The sequence below is a fragment of the Halobacillus halophilus genome, from assembly GCF_020171985.1.
GTDB lineage: Bacteria > Bacillota > Bacilli > Bacillales > Halobacillaceae > Halobacillus > Halobacillus halophilus_A.
In genome coordinates this window covers 207,451-224,838 of record NZ_JAIVAL010000006.1, presented here as the reverse complement: position 1 = coordinate 224,838, position 17,388 = coordinate 207,451, and the positions used below count along the sequence as shown (strand labels likewise).

Annotated in this window: 14 protein-coding genes; 8 read left to right on the top strand and 6 right to left on the bottom strand. The window is 41.6% G+C overall.

Going from position 1 to position 17,388, the window contains the following annotated elements; genetic code table 11:
* Positions 1-344 precede the first annotated feature (344 nt).
* Both LCM11_RS12295 and LCM11_RS12290 read left to right on the top strand, forming a co-directional pair.
* A complete protein-coding gene (locus LCM11_RS12295) occupies positions 345-521 on the top strand; it encodes a hypothetical protein (RefSeq protein ID WP_224894579.1) in 177 nt (58 codons plus the stop codon).
* Positions 522-686: 165 nt separating this feature from the next.
* Complete coding sequence (locus LCM11_RS12290) at positions 687-923, top strand: hypothetical protein (RefSeq protein ID WP_224894578.1); 237 nt, start codon at positions 687-689, stop codon at positions 921-923.
* 541 nt (positions 924-1,464) lie between these two features.
* Here LCM11_RS12290 and LCM11_RS12285 read toward each other — a convergent pair.
* Entirely contained in the window at positions 1,465-2,415 is a 951-nt protein-coding gene (locus LCM11_RS12285) for an ATP-dependent 6-phosphofructokinase (protein WP_224894577.1), read from the bottom strand.
* 612 nt (positions 2,416-3,027) lie between these two features.
* On the opposite strand from LCM11_RS12285, the gene LCM11_RS12280 reads away from it, so the two are divergent.
* Both LCM11_RS12280 and ppdK read left to right on the top strand, forming a co-directional pair.
* Entirely contained in the window at positions 3,028-3,846 is an 819-nt protein-coding gene (locus tag LCM11_RS12280) for a pyruvate, water dikinase regulatory protein (protein WP_224894576.1), read from the top strand.
* Positions 3,846-6,521, top strand: coding sequence for a pyruvate, phosphate dikinase (gene ppdK / locus LCM11_RS12275; RefSeq protein WP_224894575.1), 2,676 nt, complete (start codon positions 3,846-3,848; stop codon positions 6,519-6,521). Before LCM11_RS12280 ends, ppdK begins: the two co-directional genes overlap by 1 nt.
* A 142-nt stretch (positions 6,522-6,663) precedes the next feature.
* Here the strand turns inward: ppdK and LCM11_RS12270 are convergent, their stop codons facing one another.
* Positions 6,664-7,476 carry a 5'-methylthioadenosine/adenosylhomocysteine nucleosidase gene (locus LCM11_RS12270; protein WP_224894574.1) on the bottom strand — a complete coding sequence of 271 codons (813 nt, stop codon included), beginning with the start codon at positions 7,474-7,476 and terminating at the stop codon, positions 6,664-6,666.
* A gap of 314 nt (positions 7,477-7,790) precedes the next feature.
* On the opposite strand from LCM11_RS12270, the gene LCM11_RS12265 reads away from it, so the two are divergent.
* Complete coding sequence (locus tag LCM11_RS12265) at positions 7,791-8,744, top strand: calcium/sodium antiporter (RefSeq protein ID WP_224894573.1); 954 nt, start codon at positions 7,791-7,793, stop codon at positions 8,742-8,744.
* A gap of 118 nt (positions 8,745-8,862) precedes the next feature.
* On the opposite strand, the gene LCM11_RS12260 is transcribed toward LCM11_RS12265, so the two are convergent.
* The 4 genes from LCM11_RS12260 to LCM11_RS12245 form a co-directional block, all read right to left on the bottom strand.
* Positions 8,863-9,531, bottom strand: coding sequence for a TVP38/TMEM64 family protein (locus LCM11_RS12260; protein WP_224894572.1), 669 nt, complete (start codon positions 9,529-9,531; stop codon positions 8,863-8,865).
* 534 nt (positions 9,532-10,065) lie between these two features.
* Positions 10,066-11,934, bottom strand: a complete 1,869-nt coding sequence (locus LCM11_RS12255) for an alpha/beta hydrolase family protein (protein WP_224894571.1) — start codon at positions 11,932-11,934, stop codon at positions 10,066-10,068.
* 382 nt (positions 11,935-12,316) lie between these two features.
* A complete protein-coding gene (locus LCM11_RS12250; RefSeq protein ID WP_224894570.1) occupies positions 12,317-12,973 on the bottom strand; it encodes a haloacid dehalogenase type II in 657 nt (218 codons plus the stop codon).
* A gap of 139 nt (positions 12,974-13,112) precedes the next feature.
* Positions 13,113-13,826: a ZIP family metal transporter gene (locus LCM11_RS12245; protein WP_224894569.1), complete on the bottom strand. Its 714-nt coding sequence runs from the start codon at positions 13,824-13,826 to the stop codon at positions 13,113-13,115.
* A 221-nt stretch (positions 13,827-14,047) separates the two neighbouring features.
* On the opposite strand from LCM11_RS12245, the gene LCM11_RS12240 reads away from it, so the two are divergent.
* From LCM11_RS12240 to LCM11_RS12230, 3 genes are all read left to right on the top strand, one after another.
* Entirely contained in the window at positions 14,048-14,977 is a 930-nt protein-coding gene (locus LCM11_RS12240; protein ID WP_224894568.1) for a cation diffusion facilitator family transporter, read from the top strand.
* Between the two features lie 337 nt (positions 14,978-15,314).
* Positions 15,315-16,235 (top strand): ABC transporter ATP-binding protein, encoded by a 921-nt coding sequence (locus LCM11_RS12235; RefSeq protein WP_224894567.1) that lies wholly within the window; start codon positions 15,315-15,317, stop codon positions 16,233-16,235.
* Positions 16,232-17,332, top strand: a complete 1,101-nt coding sequence (locus LCM11_RS12230; RefSeq protein ID WP_224894566.1) for an ABC transporter permease — start codon at positions 16,232-16,234, stop codon at positions 17,330-17,332. Before LCM11_RS12235 ends, LCM11_RS12230 begins: the two co-directional genes overlap by 4 nt.
* Positions 17,333-17,388 lie beyond the last annotated feature (56 nt).

The following is a 17,388-nucleotide window of genomic DNA, read 5'->3' as shown; positions in this document are numbered from 1 at the left end:
TCGGTAAGATCCCGGAAGGCGAAGCCTGAGGAAGCTTACCACATGCCCACGGAAAGCGGAATCGTCCCCCGCAGGACCTTCACTCTAACCTAATATCTCGAAATCGAGTCTTACAGTAACCGGCCCTATTGTGTAATAACACTTATTAAATACAACCATAAGCTATAACCGATCCAAAAGGTCTAATCTGCCCCCATGGTATTCATATGGTTACTATTCAGAAAATACTTTTGCGATAAGGATCGCTAAAGAGAAATAAACATGATAGTATAACTTATTTGGACTCTTCATGAACGTTGAACAAAGAGGTAAGCTAAATAATGTAATCTAAGGAGGAGATCTGATTGAACCTATTTTTCTTTATTACAGTAATAGTTGCGCTGACTTTCATTTTTCTATATTTTGTACTCCAAATTGATTTAAAAAAGAAGCAATTAGAGTTGGAAGAAAAGAAACTGGATTTGGAGAAAAGAAAGTTCGAACATGGCAAAGATGGACTGGAAGAAGAAAAGGATTTATAAGATGTTAGATAGGGGCATGGACAGAGCGTCAATTTAGCTCTGTCTTTCTATTTTCCGTCCTCATCACCACCTAGAGGTAGTAATTAATTCCAATCTCACAAAATCTAAGTATGATTCTATTTATTATGTTAAAGTAATTTAATATTAGACTCCAGGAGGGTTTTAATGGATTTAATGCTTTTCCTTAAAAGTAATCATTATCATTCTATCTCTTATACTAATGGCAGCGGGCAAATGACGACCCAGTCCATAACTGCGTTTAGTAATGCTCGGGAACTACTACAAATTCTTAATATAAAGCCTGAATTAATTCAATACTTCCCCTACGAGGCAGAACCTTATTTAGTCCTCACGGAAGAAAGTCATAGCATTCGGATCAAATTACTCGCAAGTTCCTCTTAGAATCAAATTACGTACACAGTTTGAACTTCAAACGCACCCTACAGTACTCAAGGACCTCTTTGGCTGCTGCGCTTACATAACATTTCTTCTCTTCTCGTAAAGATCCTTTCACAGTAAGGTTCCCCCTACTCATTTCTGCTTCGATGCGTAACTCAGTAGAGACTATCAGAATTTGAAATTATTATTCTACTATACTAAAATGAAGTTCCTGCTGTTGCCTCTCTTACCTTAGAGAGGAGGAAAAATTTGAAACAATATGAAGTGGGTACCTTGATAAAAAATTACTGCAAGAAATGCCATCATCACGAACAAACCATTATTAAGATCGCACCCAAGAACTTTTCAGAAAAAGTAGTCAATACCTTATGGACTCAATGCACAAGATGCGGAGAGCACCATACTCGTCTAACACAAATCAACGAGTGATACGTAAGAACATCGTGTTACACATAAAAAATGTGCCAGAGCTTAAGTTCTGGCACATTTTTTATCGTAAATAGAAAAGGTCATCTCTTATTATGAATATTTATGGACCCTGACTTCAGGATAGTTTTTTAAACAACTGGTACATACTTTCCTCCATATTAGCCCTGTTAGAAGGGACCTCATCTAAACCATAACTCACCAGTTCGTTCTGATAAATTCCAACCATTTTACTTGTTCGATTATTCAACAGCGATTCGATGGAAAACGCTCCCAGCTGGCTGGCTAAGATACGATCGATCCCTGTAGGGGCGCCCCCGCGCTGGGTATCACCTAAAACGATTAAACGAGACTCCACTCCCGCCTGCTCTTTTAATTGACGTTTGAAATCTTCCCCATTTATAATACCTTCCGCAATGACGATAATGCTGTATCTTTTTCCATCACCAGCCTTCAGTTGTTGAACAATATGATCGGCATCCTCTTTCCAGCCTGGAATTAATATTTTCTCAGCGCCGCCGGCCAGTCCAGCGTAATACGCTATATTTCCTGCACTCTCCCCCGCTACCTCCACAATGGAAGTTTTTTCATGGGACGATGCGGTGTCCCGAATGCGGTCTATGTAATGGATAATGTTGTTGAGCGCTGTATGAAAACCTATCGTGTAATCCACCCCTGGAATATTACTTTCAATGGTGGCAGGGATGACAACACAAGGTAAATCGTACTTATCGAAGGCCCGGGCGGTTCTTAAAGCCTCTCGGCCGCCAATGATAATCAGCGCTTCTATATTTTCATTTTTCAAATTCTTTATTCCTCTTTGCAGGCCTTCCTCCGTGTAGATTTCTTCACTTATAGAAGACTGAAGGATGGTTCCTCCCCGCTGCATGATCGACCCGACCGATGCTTCATCCATTTTCTCGAATAATTGATGAATCACACCATAAGAGCCATGCTTGATTCCTACCATTTCCACGCCATGATAGGTACCTGATCTCACAACTGCTCGGATGGCAGCATTCATCCCTGGAGCATCATCTCCACTTGTTAATACACCGATTTTCTTCATAAATGCTTCCCCTCCTTGTTTATTTGTCATTCCAGCTCTTTTTATAGGTGGTACACATTCAGTATGAGGGGTGTTCAGATCCCTGGAAGCTATAGCCTGACACAGCTTATCACTACTTTTTCCTGGAGTTATAAATACTCTATTCCCCAAAACGACACCAATATTATGAATAAGTGGATGAATTTATTGATAATGCTATTTAAACACATTTCCCTACTAATATGAAATGCAAATTAGAATGGTTTCAAGTACAGAAATACATTCGTTTTGACCACTCCCTCCCCCTCCATTCGTTAACCTTCAGCAGCTACGGGCCTCGTATGGAGTGAAATGGTTGCCACCCCGAAGCATGTGGTTCCTTTTTAAATCCTCTTTTATCCAAACGGCAAACAATTTTTTCATAGAAATAGATAGCTTTCTGTTGTAACCCATCACAAATAGTGATACTATACTATTCAGTTAAATAGTGTGTCACATTAACCCAAAATCAATAGAATAGTGTGTCACATTAAAAGGGCTATCCTCCATATCAAAGAAGACATACGGGAGACCTATACTTACACAGGCCGCCTCATCCGGCTGATTCTTTTACAAGAAGAAAGGAGATGGATAGTGACTACAAAAGAAACCGTCTATGTTGTGTCAGATTCAATCGGCGAAACCGCTGAATTAATGGTAAAGGCTGTCGCAAGCCAATTTTTTGGAAAAGAAGTCGATATTAAACACTTTTCCTATGTTGAGGGCAAACAGGATATAAATAATGTGATTACGAATGCGAAGTATAGTCCTTCCATCATCGCTTACACCATTGTCCTTCAGGATTTAAAAGATTACCTTGACCACAAAGCATCAGAAGAAGGAATTTTGGCTGTCGATTTAATGTATCCTCTGATGGATGCATTTGCTCAAACTTTCCATATGCAGCCCCATCAGAAGCCAGGGCAAATGAGAAAGCTGGATGAGAACTATTTCAAACGAGTGGAAGCCATTGAGTTTGCCGTGAAATATGATGACGGCCAGGAAGTACGCGGCTTGAAACAAGCAGACATCGTCCTCATTGGTGTATCCCGAACATCCAAAACCCCGCTTTCTATGTATCTAGCAAATAAACAATTCAAGGTCGCCAATGTACCTCTCATCCCAGAACTTCCACCTCCTCAGGAACTTTTTCAGATTCCAAGAAAAAAATGCGTTGGCCTGATCATCTCACCTGAAAAGTTAAATAACATCCGCCAGGAACGATTAAAAAGCCTTGGTTTAACCAACGCAGCAAACTATGCCTCGCTAGAACGAATTTTTGAAGAACTGGAGTGTGCGCAAAGTGTCATGAAAAAAATCGGCTGTCCGGTCATTGACGTATCTAACAAAGCCATTGAAGAGACAGCTGACGTCATTTTAGCCATGTTTAATAAAAGGGGGAGCTTAGCCTAATGAATAACCAATTTGTATTCCTGTTTGATCAATCGGAAAACGGTAAGAAGGAACTCCTGGGTGGAAAAGGCGCGAATTTAGCGGAAATGACCCGGATTGGTTTACCCGTTCCTTACGGCTTTACCATTACGACAGCAGCTTGTAACGCTTATTACGAGGCAGGACAGATCATTTCGCCAGAAGTCGAATCTCAGGTACTAGAAGCCCTTCACACCCTTGAAACTAAAACAGATAAACGATTGGGTGATCCAGCCAACCCGCTTCTCGTATCGGTTCGTTCAGGTGCCGTACACTCCATGCCAGGTATGATGGATACTGTTTTGAACCTGGGAATGAATGATGACACCGTAGAAGGAATGGCAGAGCTTACGAACAATCCGCGATTCGCTTATGACTCCTATCGCCGGTTTATTCAAATGTTCAGTAATGTGGTCCTGAAGGTCGATAACTTCTATTTCGAACAACGCTTGGAAGATATCCGTGAAGAAAAAGGCTACCAATCCGATACCGAACTAACTGCTGAAGATTGGAAACAGGTGATTGCATCATTCAAATCGATTGTGCTCAAAACTGCAAAACGCAGCTTTCCTGAGGATCCTAAAGAACAACTCTTCCTTACCATCAATGCCGTGTTTGATTCGTGGAATAATCAGCGCGCTGTTTTATACCGCCGGCTTCACGATATTCCCGGCCACCTTGGCACGGCGGTTAATATCCAGAGCATGGTATTTGGAAACATGGGAGATGATTCTGGTACAGGTGTCGCATTTACCCGTAACCCATCCACCGGTGAGGCCAAGCTTTACGGAGAATATTTGATCAATGCTCAGGGTGAAGATGTTGTGGCAGGGATCCGTACACCGCAGCCGATTGCCAGTCTTCAGGAGGAAATGCCAGGTGTTTATCAGCAATTGGTCGATACGTGTGATCTATTAGAAAACCATTACCAAGATATGCAGGATATAGAATTCACCGTTGAACGCGGGAATCTGTTTATCCTCCAGACGCGGACTGGGAAACGGACCGCCCAGGCAGCCATTCGAATCGCGGTTGAAATGGTTAAAGAAAAGATTATGGATCAACGAGAAGCGCTGCTGAGGGTGGATCCTGATCAACTTGGGCAGCTGCTCCACCACCGGATCGACCCTGACTATCAACGACAGCAGCTGGCTGCAGGTCTTCCCGCTTCCCCTGGAGCTGCAACAGGCCAGGTTGTTTTTGACGCGGATGAAGCGGAAGCGCTATCTAAGGATGGAAAGAAAGTGATTCTCATCCGACCTGAGACGACACCTGACGACATCCACGGCATTGTGGCTGCCCAGGCGACCGTTACGAGCCGCGGCGGAATGACGAGCCATGCCGCTGTTGTAGCGAGAGGGATGGGAAAAGCCTGTATATGCGGGTGCGACTCCATCAAGATTCATTTAGACTCCAGACAATTTATCGCAGGTTCTACGACGGTGAACCACGGGGATACGATCACGATTGATGGTTCAACAGGAGAAATCTTCCTCGGTGAAATTCCCATGATCGAACCCGAGCTTTCCGATGAATTCCAGATTCTGCTTCGCTGGGCGGATGAAGAAGCAAAAATGGGCGTCCGGGCAAACGCTGACAATCCAGTCGATGCGAAGAAAGCCCTGGAATTTGGAGCAGGAGGCATTGGACTTTGTCGCACCGAGCATATGTTTATGGATGCCTCACGCATCCCTACGGTACAACGTATGATTCTATCGGAAACAACCGCCGAACGTAAGGAAGCCCTCGACCAGCTCCTGCCTATGCAGCAGCAGGATTTTGAACAAATATTTGAAACAATGCAAGGACATCCGATTACCGTGCGCTTATTAGATCCACCTCTCCATGAGTTTTTGCCGGATAAAGAAGAATTGCTCGTTGAGGTGACAAAACTGCAACTGACCGACCCTCATTCATCAGTACTAGAGGAAAAACTAAACCTCTTACGAAAAGTACGGTTATTAGAAGAATCGAATCCAATGTTAGGACATCGGGGCTGCCGCCTGGGTATGATGCACCCTGAAATTTACGAAATGCAAGTCGAAGCCATTTTTAACGCGATGGCTAACGTAATGGACAAAGGAATAAACGTCACTTCCGAAATTATGATTCCTTTAGTCAGCCATGTGAATGAGCTTAAGAAAATGCGCCAGCTGGTGACGACAATTGGTGAGCAAATCCAAAGAGAAACAGGCAAGTCATTCGATTATCTGATTGGAACCATGATTGAAACACCGCGTGCAGCCTTAACAGCCGATCAAATTGCCGAGGAGGCAGACTTCTTCTCTTTTGGAACCAACGATTTAACACAGACCACGTTTGGATTCAGTCGCGACGATGCAGAAGGCAAGTTTCTGCAGCATTATGTAGATCGTGATGTGCTAAAAAGAAATCCATTTGTTTCATTAGATCAAGACGGTGTAGGAAAGCTAGTGGAGAGCGGTGTAACCCTGGGACGTAAAACAAAGCCTAACCTGAAAACAGGGATTTGCGGCGAGCATGGTGGTGAAAAAGAATCGATCCAGTTCTGTTTTAATTTGGGCTTGGATTATGTAAGCTGCTCCCCTTTCCGTGTTCCTTCTGCACGCCTGGCAGCCGCTCAGGCAACGATTCGCTATGAGCAAATGAATTCGATCAAAGAACCTCAGTACAATTAAGAAAATATCATTTGACTAAAAGAAACTCTCCACTACTTTACATAGTGGAGAGTTTTCATTTTTAGTGAAATATAAATAAACGTTTCCTTACATTCTCAAGACGAGCAGGAGCTTTTTAAAAAAAGGTAGACTTTTCCCTTTCCTACATCCCTTTTAACATCTCTTCAATTACATGACTGGAGTTCTTAGCCGCTTCTTCCACAAAGTTCTCCTGAATTCCAGCCGCTTCTTCTCCTGCATCATCGGAAGCTGAGCGAATGACCACGTATGGGATTTCATTTAAGTAGGCCACCTGTCCAACAGCGGCTCCTTCCATCTCCACGACATACGCATCAAATGTTTCATAAATCCATTCCGTTTTGTCTTTGCTTGCAATAAATTGGTCTCCTGTCGCAATCGGACCCTTGAATACATCTACATAGTCAGGAAGATCCTTTGTGCCTTTCTTAGCAAGCTGGATCAGTTCCTGATCCGCTTCGAAATACCTGGTGTCCATGTATGGAATCTGGCCCGGCTTGAAATCTTTAGCCGTTTCGTCCATGTCATGATGCACGGTCTTAGTAGAAATCACGATGTCTCCAAGACCTAGATCAGGATGGATTCCTCCCGCTACTCCTGAGTTAATCAATACATCCGCATCAAATTCACTAATAAGCATTTGGGCTGCAGAAGCCGCATTCACTTTCCCAATTCCAGACTTCACAAGTACAATCGGCTGACCGTTCAATGTTCCTTCGTAAAAGGTTAACTGACCTTTTTCCGTTGTTTCTTCCACTTCCATATCCGAATGAAGAATGTCGATTTCTACTTGCATGGGACCTATGATCCCGATCACCTTTTCTTCTTCCTCTTTATCAGCCGCTGCTGCGTCCTCGGGTTGTTCGCCGCACCCCGCCAGTAAGAAAACGAAAAGCAGACCTCCAATTAAATAGCTGATCTTTTGTGTTAAACTCATCTTTATTTCTCCTCTCCCTACATAAAAACACGAACATTATGTAATTTATTTTTATTAATGTACGTGTTTTATTCTACACAACTCAGCTCCCTTTGCCAACCTTTCTATTCAGATTTTTAAAAACGAATATTCAGGTGTCAAACCAGGATGGCATGTCAAAGTTCAAAAACTGGAAGGATAACCTATAATCCCAAAAGTGCAGAGACGCTACATTCTAGTGATAGCAGACCATCTATTAAACCTTTACTTTTCATCTCTATCTAAACAAGGTATGGTTAAATCATGAAAATTAAAAAGGAGTTGGAAGACCAATTATGGCTTACATTCTTTTACTTATCGGATTTGGTTTATTAATTAAAGGAGCAGATCTATTCGTTGATGGATCTTCCAACATCGCCAGGCTCCTCCGTGTGCCGCCTATCTTAATCGGGTTAACGATTGTGGCTTTTGGTACAAGCTCTCCTGAGGCAACCGTCAGTATTCTAGCCGCTTTACAGGGAAATGCTGAAGTTTCGCTGGGGAACGTGGTCGGAAGTAACATTTTCAACATCACATTAGTGGTAGGGATCGCAGCCTTCCTCTATCCCTTAATGGTCGAAAGTGAAACGACCAAAAAAGAGATCCCGTTTACTTTGCTTGCGAGCGGAGCGTTACTCGTCCTGATCAGTGATATAGAGTTACAGGGGTTAAGTGACAACTCGCTCACACGTAGTGACGGCATCATCTTTTTATTGTTTTTATCTATTTTTATGTACTATGTGATTGAAGTCGGTCTGAAAAGTCGAAAGGATTCACAAGAGGAACCCCTTCCCTCCAATATTAAGTGGGGAAAAAATATTGGGTTAACGTTAGCCGGATTAGCAGCCATTATTTTTGGCGGGGACATGGTCGTCGACAGCGGTACAGCCATCGCCTTAGATCTTGGAATGAGTAAAACGTTAGTGGGGTTGACCATCATTGCAATCGGCACATCGCTACCTGAACTGGTAACCTCCATCTCCGCTGCCTTAAAGAAAGAAAGCGGAATTGCGCTGGGTAATGTAGTAGGGAGTAATATTTTTAATATCTTATTTGTTCTTGGGGCTTCAGCTGTCGTCACGCCTTTACCTGTGAACGGAAAGATATTTACCGACGTGATGATCATGATTGCCTTGAGCTTGTTGTTGCTTTTATTCTCGAGGACTCATTATAAGATTGGAAAAAGAGAAGGGTTTATCCTTCTGACGATGTATATCGTTTATCTGGTATTTATTATTTTGAGAAATTGAGAATTCTATTTTCTATGGTTCAGAATAAATAAATAACAAAATAGGAAGCTCCATTTCCCGTTAAAATGGAGCTTCCTATCTTTTATGTTTCTCGTATGCAGGCGCATTTCTCATCCCTTCACTCTTCCTCTTTATTCTGCTCTAAATCAAGCCAATATTTTACTTTATCTCTAAAGAAGAATGATAGACTCAGGAGAATTACAAGTAAAAGGACAGCCGCCCCGATAATGAGTGGATCTCCTGCCATCAAGCTTGCCCCAAGCGTTCCATAAGCAAATACCCCGGGCAGAATTCCAATCCATGTAGCCGATAGATAGGTAGAGAAACGCACCTTCGTCATCCCTGACAGGTAGCTCAGCATACTAAAACCCATAAGAGGGAAAAGCCGTAGCAGTAGCACAAACCAGAACCCCTGTTTGTTCATTCGTTCTTCTGCTCTGGCAGACCAGGAATATTGATGTAGTTGAAATACAGCTTTCCCGAAAAAACGTCCGATCAAGTAACCCGTAGCTGCTGCCCCGCCCGCTCCGAGCCATATATATAAAGTCCCCGGCCAAACACCATAAGCTAAACCGGCACTCATCGACAGGATCGGCGCAGGAAACATCATAAAAGGGGCAGCCATATAAGCTGCTATAAAGATAAAAGGTGACCGCCAGCCAAAAGCCGTGATCATTTGCTGGATATCATTCGGAGTGATATGCCATCTGAAATGAATGAAATAAACCATCGTCAAGATTAAGATTCCAAATACTATTATTCTTGAAGTATAATTTACCCGGCTCATTAGCCTCCACCTTCTTCCCCTTCTGACTTCTATCTTCATTATATCGTTTTTTTCCTCGCTATTTGTAAGAAAAAAAACTCCCGGACATCGATGCGAATCAGACGGAAAATTTTTAAACCTTTCCTAATCTGTATTTACTTATCTCGCTGACCATTCAGTTTAATACTTCTATTTCTTACCCTAATAAATAATGTTCCCTGCCCATGACCAGTTTCCTTTATATAGTTAAATAGATGATATAATCTTTAAACAAATTTCAAGTAAAACCCAGTCATAAAGACTTGTAGAATAATTATATATATGTATTATTTTCAATCATATCCTGAGAATAATGGAGTTTGAACAGGTGAAGGAGATTAAGATGCAAACAATTTAAAGAGAAGCCCCTCAAAAATCCAGAGAACATTTGAGGGGCTTCTTAAATTTAGTTATTCTTTTTAAATCCAGTACATTTATGTTTTACATTCTTCAAGACCCTTGTCACAGAGCTTTTGGATGATATCAAATAATGCCGCTAGACAATATACACGATCATTAATATTGAGTTAACGTATTGGTTACTAACATTACTGTTACGATTATAGCGTAGATAATACCTCCCAGGTACGGGTTTCTTGTTACTCGATAGATCTTACGAGTAATAATAGCCGCCAGTGGAATAATTATAATAATAGGGAAAAGCCAAATCCCAATAATACTGGATAAATTAGTAAAGTAAACATCTCCTTCTATAAAGAAATGAACATATTGAATAACTACAATTACTAGAGGCCCTATCCCATTAAATAAAGCCATTAAAGCTGTATTTATCCATTCTCTTTTGCCATTAACTACGTAATTAAAACTATTGACCGCAATAGAATTGGCAACATAAAAAAGCAAGTAGAACGGAAGGTATTTTAAAGCTATTAATAGTTTATCGGGAGAGAACGCTTTAATAGCAATAACCCATATTCTGTAATCTGTAGTAAAGAAGTAATCAGCTATAAACACAAGGCCAAAAGCCGAGGATACCACTATTAAAGATAAGAGAATCGTTTTCCATAAGGTGTTCCACGACAGAATAACTCCAGACTTTTTCAGGTCCAGTCCATCTTTTTTTGAAAATAATTTGTAAGATATGAACAGAATAGCTAAAGTAACAACCCCCATTACTGCAGACCAAATCCCGATATAAAACACGGGTGCTTGTGGGAAGAACGCGGGTCGGTTTTCCATACTCCAGTTATATAGAGCCAAGTACGACCAGCCAGAAATAACAGCTGTAACTATCAGGCCTCCCCAGAACCACAGCTTACCAACACCTCTCGGGGCTTGCCCCGGTGCCGCCGGTTCAGAAGCTTTCAATGATTTAAACACATTAGTATTCAACATCACTTTGGTAAAGCTAACCACAAACATAAAAAATCCGATCAATCCTAATAGATTAAAAAATACTTTCCATTGCCAGATTTGATTTGAAGATTCAATAGACTCAGGAGCACCGATTGATTCATCAAAATAACCTAACAAGCTGGAAACGACATTTTTTGAAAAGTGGTTCCAAGGGTGGATTTGAGTGGGATTATATATAACCCGCATTGATTCTTGGTTGTTTATTTCCTTTTCATATACTTTATAGCTTTCACGTTCATCACTTATATTACTTGGATCCGCTCCAAAATGTAGAAAAGATTGTGCGTAATCTGTATGAATGTATTCTCTTGGCGGGGTTACATTTCCACCTTCTTGAATACTACGGAAGAAGAACTCATCATATTTCGCAGCTACAATACCTACATCACGACTTCCGTAAACATTCGTGAATGCTTGGTCGCCTGTTCTTTGTGACCAATGTAAAGGCTCTCCCGAGGCGTCTGTATACATGGCGTCATTTGCCACTAAAAGCACAGAAGAAATCAACCGTTCATCTTCTGGTTTTTTATTATCCGTTAACACAGACCAGTTTGCTGCTCTCGCTCCATTGGAGTGACCGGTCACTCCAATTTTTTCCTTGTCCACGTAAGGAAAATCTGCCATTAGTTCTACTGCATCATACATGCCTGTACCACGAACAGGCCATTCTTCAGGCTTAACGGGGTCTGAATTTCCGTGACCGTACATATCAATGGAAACAACAACATATCCTCTTCTTGATAACTCAATATTATTTAAGTCTTGCATTTCCCTGGTGTTATACCAACCATGACTAGTAACAATACCTGGTGCTGGATTTTCTTCTGAAACCCCCTTGGGTTTAAACAACAATGCGCTCATTAAATGTCCAGAAGGAGTCTCCCATTCCATATCTTTAATTTCGACATCAGTACCAGAAGTTTGAAATGAATAGGCTCCAATCATACTAACTAAGCATAAAACTAAAGATATCACTAAGTACTTTGTAGATTTTTTAACTTTCCTCACTTTCCCAGCTCCCTTTTATTGTAAATAAAAACACGTTTAATAAGCACTCCCTTCTAAAAAAAGGGTGGCATAATTAAACGTGTTGTCTCCTAATCTCCTACGTTTTACTATTAACTTGTTGGAAATGAATGTAACATTATTTGAAAGCGCTGTCAAAATATACAAGATATTGACTAAATATGATCGGGTCGACTAAAGAAACGACTAGCCCCATCATGGGCAAATCGAAAAAGACAGGTTCGTTAGGAAAGTACGCTTCCCGACATCGGTGCGGCTCAGACGTAAGCGTTCTTAAAACTTTCCTAATCTCACCGCTTCCGGGCATAAGGTATAAAATATCCCATATAAAAAAGGACCCCGCCACGGGTCCTTTTTCCTTTCTTTACTTCCACTCGCGAATTCCGCTTAAATCATGATATACACTGTCAGGCTGGATATCCAGCTCTTCTGCTGCAAGCTCTTTTCGATTAATCCAGGCGGTATTAAATCCAAAGCTTTTCGCACCTATAATATCCCATGGATTAGAAGACATGAATAGCACTTCTTCTCTTTTTACATCCAGTCTCTCTAAAGCATGGTTATAAGCTGCCGGCGTAGGTTTATACTGCTTAATTTCATCCGCGCTGATCACTTCACCAATATACTCATTGATCGAGGATTGCTCAACGAGGGGATCAATCATATTAACCGAACCATTCGAGAAGACCACAAGTTTTTTATCAGAAAGCTCTTTCAATACACTTTCCACCTCTTCAAAAAGCTCCAGTTTTAAATAAGCGTTCATCAGACGCTCTTCATTTTCTTCCGATAGCTCAACACCATTCTCTTTACAGGCATAATTCAAGGCATCTTTCGTAACCTCATCAAATGGCTTATAGCGTTCCACCAGTTGTCTTAAAAAGAAATACTCCAGCTGTTTTTTTCTCCATGACTGGCTGATATCGTCACCTTTATCCGGAAAAATTTCATTACATTCTTTTCCCACAGAATGAACATCAAATAATGTGCCATAAGCATCAAACACCAATGCTTTAATCATCCAAAAAACCTCCTAAACTATTCTTCTAAGAGGTTTCCCTTCAGCGGAATTTGAAAACTTAAAACCAGGAAAAAGGGATTCATTCAATGCCAGACAAGACAAGCTAAGCTGACGTTCCCAAAAAACCATGACAAGAAACTTATTGGAGAACAAATAAAAAGTAGACACTTCCAAATCCTACAGCCCCTGATAAAATACAAATTGAAAGAGAAGACTCTTTAAGAGCATGCACAAATATTTCGCACACCGCTATCATCACCATGATCGCTATCGTTATATTCAAAATAAAGGCTAACACATAGGGAATAGTTATATGGAATACTCCCCCAATCAAGGAGCCCAAAGCAATTGGGAAAACAATGACTCCCGTAAACAACATCAAAGCTCCAATACCATATCCCGCCAGAAATAAAGGGGTAAAAATAATGATTCCTTCCGGGATGTTATGAACTATCAACGTTACCAGCATAACCGTCCACAATTCTTGGTCCATATCGGTCCCTAAAACAACCCCCATCGGGAAATTATGTACAAACATCCCCGCTGTTAGTAAAATAACCGTTCTCATAAAGAGGTCCTGTTTCGGGCTTCTGGTAATGATCGTTATATGATCAATCAAATGATGAATATACCAAAATAGCAAAACACCTGCTGTCACTCCTAATATAAAAATCAGCCCACCTCCAAGTTGGAGACTATCGGGTATCATTTCCAAAGCAGCCATCCCTAAGATAAGACCAGTTGAATAAGCGAAAACAAAACTAACCTTACATCCTTTCAGAAACCACGCAAACAATCCCCCCAGGCCAATACCCGTCCCACAAGCTACTGCGCTTATCAACCAAATGGGCAACACATTTCACCTCACACAACCATTATTGGCTATCCAAAAAGCTCCTATATAGATGACATATGATTGACGTGAAAGCTTCATGCTTGTAACATGTATATATGAATATGTGCGCATGTATTTGTTTTAACGTTCTTATTTCAGCAATTTTTCATAGTCGTTGGGATAAGTATGGTTAAAATGTGAACAATGGTTTTAAGACAATTATTAAAGGAGGTTAAACAATGGGGCACGACCACTCACATGGAGCAAATAAAAAAGCGTTATTGATCAGTTTTATCATTACTACCGTTTATATGATCATAGAGGCAATAGGCGGTTTCTTAACGAATAGCTTAGCCTTATTATCTGATGCAGGACATATGTTAAGTGACTCTGTATCTCTTGGCGTCGGCGTATTAGCCTTCGTTATGGGAGAAAAAGTAGCCAATTACAGTAAAACTTATGGATATAAACGATTTGAAATTCTAGCCGCCTTATTTAATGGCGTTACCCTGGTGCTGATTGCTTTATACATTTTCTATGAAGCGTATAAACGTTTTATCGAACCACCTGAAGTAGCATCTGTCGGGATGTTAACGATCGGTATCATCGGATTGATCGTTAATATCGTGGTAGCGTGGATGCTAATGCGGGGAGATACCGAACACAACTTAAATTTAAGAGCCGCATTTCTGCACGTGCTCGGTGATTTGTTAGGTTCAGTTGGAGCCATCATAGCCGCCCTTCTTATCATGTTCTTTAATTGGGGATGGGCCGATCCATTAGCAAGTGTGATTGTAGCGGTATTAGTTCTCATTAGCGGCTGGCGGGTAGCCAAAGATTCGGTACATGTTCTTATGGAAGGTACACCTAAAAATATTAACTTCCAGGAAATTGCCGAAACTATTCAAAGTACGGATGAGATTGAAGACATCCACGACCTGCATGTCTGGAGCATTACCAGTGGTCAGAATGCACTCTCCTGCCATGCCGTCGTTACACAAAATCTTACCATTCAAGAATGTCAAAACGTATTAAAGCGAGTCGAAGAGCAGCTCCGTGAAAAAGGAATTGGACACATGACGATACAAATTGAATCAAGTGAACATCCACATGAAGATTCCATTATCTGTTCTGATCTTAAAGAGGATCATCACGACCACTCTCATTAACGCCTGCCCCTCGGAATATGGTTCCGAGGGATTTTGGCTATTAGATGGTCAATATTCGAAGTCATGTTCGTTTCGAAGGCTGAGACTATGAATCTATTTCTTTTAAATCAAAAAGGAGGTCCGATTATGGAGCCATTTTTTGTATCTGTACTCATTATGGCCATGAGTGTCGCAGGAGCATTTATAGCTTTTATCGTCATTCTCCTGAATCGGAATAAAAGAAAGTAAAGGCTTAAGTCTCTCGGGAGTCAATGAAACTCTTGAGAGACTTTTTTGGCGGCAGATCATGGCCCTCTTATCCATTCGTGGTATATTGAAAGTGAATGGAGTTGAAATGATGACAAACACAATGATCCATGTTGAAAGATTAGTCAAAAAATACGGGAATATGACCGCCGTGAATGGCGTTGAATTCCATGTGAGTGCCGGCGAAGTGTTTGGTCTTCTCGGACCTAATGGAGCTGGAAAAACAACCACAATTGAAATGCTGGTCGGGCTCCGTAAACCCGACGACGGAACAGCTATCCTGTCCGGTTTCGATATTCGTAAGCAAATCAATAAAGTGAAAGAGGTTATCGGGATCCAGCTGCAATCCACTTCGCTTTTCGAATTGTTAACGGTTCAGGAAATTATGCAAATGTATGCAAGCTTCTACCCTACTCACGTCTCTATCCCTGAATTAATTGATGAGATGCTCTTAACGGAGAAGAAAAAGGATCGAATTAAAGGATTATCAGGAGGACAAAAACAGCGCCTTGCTATTGCTTTAGCCATTATTCATGACCCTGCCATTATCTTTCTTGATGAACCCACCACTGGATTGGACCCTCAAGCGAGGAGAACACTTTGGGATATCATTGAAAGTCTGAAGGTAAAAGGAAAAACCATTGTTCTTTCCACCCATTACATGGATGAGGCCCATGTATTGTGTGACCGCATTGGTATTATGGATCAGGGGAATTTAATCGCCTTAGATACGCCATCAAGATTAGTAAAAGATCTGCATTCGGACAGCGCCATCGAATTTACGCTTCCGGCTGATGAGGACGATACTTTCATTCATCAATTACCACGTATCACTCAAGTTACACGCAGGCAGGAATGGTATGTCGTTTACACCGATGATCTTCAAGTAACATTGATTGGTTTAATTCAACATACCCAGGAAAAAAACATCCAACTTCAGGATTTACAAACGAGAACAGCCACACTCGAGGACGTCTTTATACATATGACCGGAAGGAGTCTAAGAGAATGAAAGCTTATTGGCAGTTAACCTTAGCACAATTAAGGATTTTCGCACGCAATCGCCAGGTGCTTTTCTTCACGCTCCTCTTTCCCATTATTCTGATGCTGGCTCTTGGCTCTTTTCTTGGAAATAGTGGCGGCACGAGTATCTCTATGGCCGTGATCGATCATGATGAATCCTCCGCATCCAAAGAGTTGCTTTCCAATTTCGAAAAAAATGATGCCATCCAGTTGGACCAAAGCAGCAATGTGGACGAAGCATTAGATGAACTCAAAACAGATGATTATCAAGTCGTTATGGAAATACCTGAAGGATACGGCAGCCATTTACAGACCCATGCTGAAAAGAGCAAGGCACTGGACCTTCCCGTTTATTACAACGAAACCAATGCCTCCGCTTCCCAGCTCGGGTTAACCGTCGTCACTTCTGCCGTAGACCAGGTGAGTAAAAATATTGAAGACTACTCGCCGGTCGTAGCGGTCCAGCCTAAAGGAGTACGGGCGCTTGATATAGGCTACATTGATTTTCTCGTTCCCGGCATCGTCGCGATGATGATTATGAATAACAATATGAACGGAGTAGCCGGACAAATATCCGCATGGAGAGAGCGTGGAATTTTGCGGCGCATGCAGGGAACGCGTCTGAAAGCTTCCACGTTTATCGCCGCACAAATCACGGCCCGGGTGCTGTTGAATGGCTTACAGGCCATACTTGTGCTGGTGGTAGCGAGTTTACTTTTTAACGTTCAAGTGAATGGCTCGTGGCTTGCCCTGCTCACGTTCGTCGTATTAGGAACACTCGCATTTATGGCTATAGGCTTTATTATCGCAGGGCTTGCTAAAAACCCGGAAAGTGCAGGCCCAATTGCAGCCTTTGCTTCGTTCCCGATGCTATTCCTGGGCGGCGTATTTTTCTCCATCAACTCGATGCCGGAATATCTTCAGCCATTCGTCCATGTCCTTCCGATTTCTCATTTAAGTACTGCTCTTCGCGAAACGATGAATGTAGGTACACCTTTTCTTGGCTTATGGCCCCACTGGCTTACTTTAGTAGCCTGGTTAGCTGTCGCTTTTACGATCGCCAGCCGAACGTTTAAGTGGGAATAAGAGAGAGCAAGCTGTCCAAATATAAGAAAAAAATTGAATATCCAAATACCAAAAAG

What these genes read in the sequence shown, in the direction of transcription:
- LCM11_RS12290 (WP_224894578.1), top strand. Translation starts at nt 687, where the DNA reads ATGGATTTAATGCTTTTCCTTAAAAGTAATCATTATCATTCTATCTCT.
- LCM11_RS12285 (WP_224894577.1), bottom strand. Translation starts at nt 2,415, where the DNA reads ATGAAGAAAATCGGTGTATTAACAAGTGGAGATGATGCTCCAGGGATG.
- ppdK (WP_224894575.1), top strand. Translation starts at nt 3,846, where the DNA reads ATGAATAACCAATTTGTATTCCTGTTTGATCAATCGGAAAACGGTAAG.
- LCM11_RS12270 (WP_224894574.1), bottom strand. Translation starts at nt 7,476, where the DNA reads ATGAGTTTAACACAAAAGATCAGCTATTTAATTGGAGGTCTGCTTTTC.
- LCM11_RS12265 (WP_224894573.1), top strand. Translation starts at nt 7,791, where the DNA reads ATGGCTTACATTCTTTTACTTATCGGATTTGGTTTATTAATTAAAGGA.
- LCM11_RS12260 (WP_224894572.1), bottom strand. Translation starts at nt 9,531, where the DNA reads ATGAGCCGGGTAAATTATACTTCAAGAATAATAGTATTTGGAATCTTA.
- LCM11_RS12250 (WP_224894570.1), bottom strand. Translation starts at nt 12,973, where the DNA reads ATGATTAAAGCATTGGTGTTTGATGCTTATGGCACATTATTTGATGTT.
- LCM11_RS12240 (WP_224894568.1), top strand. Translation starts at nt 14,048, where the DNA reads ATGGGGCACGACCACTCACATGGAGCAAATAAAAAAGCGTTATTGATC.
- LCM11_RS12235 (WP_224894567.1), top strand. Translation starts at nt 15,315, where the DNA reads ATGACAAACACAATGATCCATGTTGAAAGATTAGTCAAAAAATACGGG.
- LCM11_RS12230 (WP_224894566.1), top strand. Translation starts at nt 16,232, where the DNA reads ATGAAAGCTTATTGGCAGTTAACCTTAGCACAATTAAGGATTTTCGCA.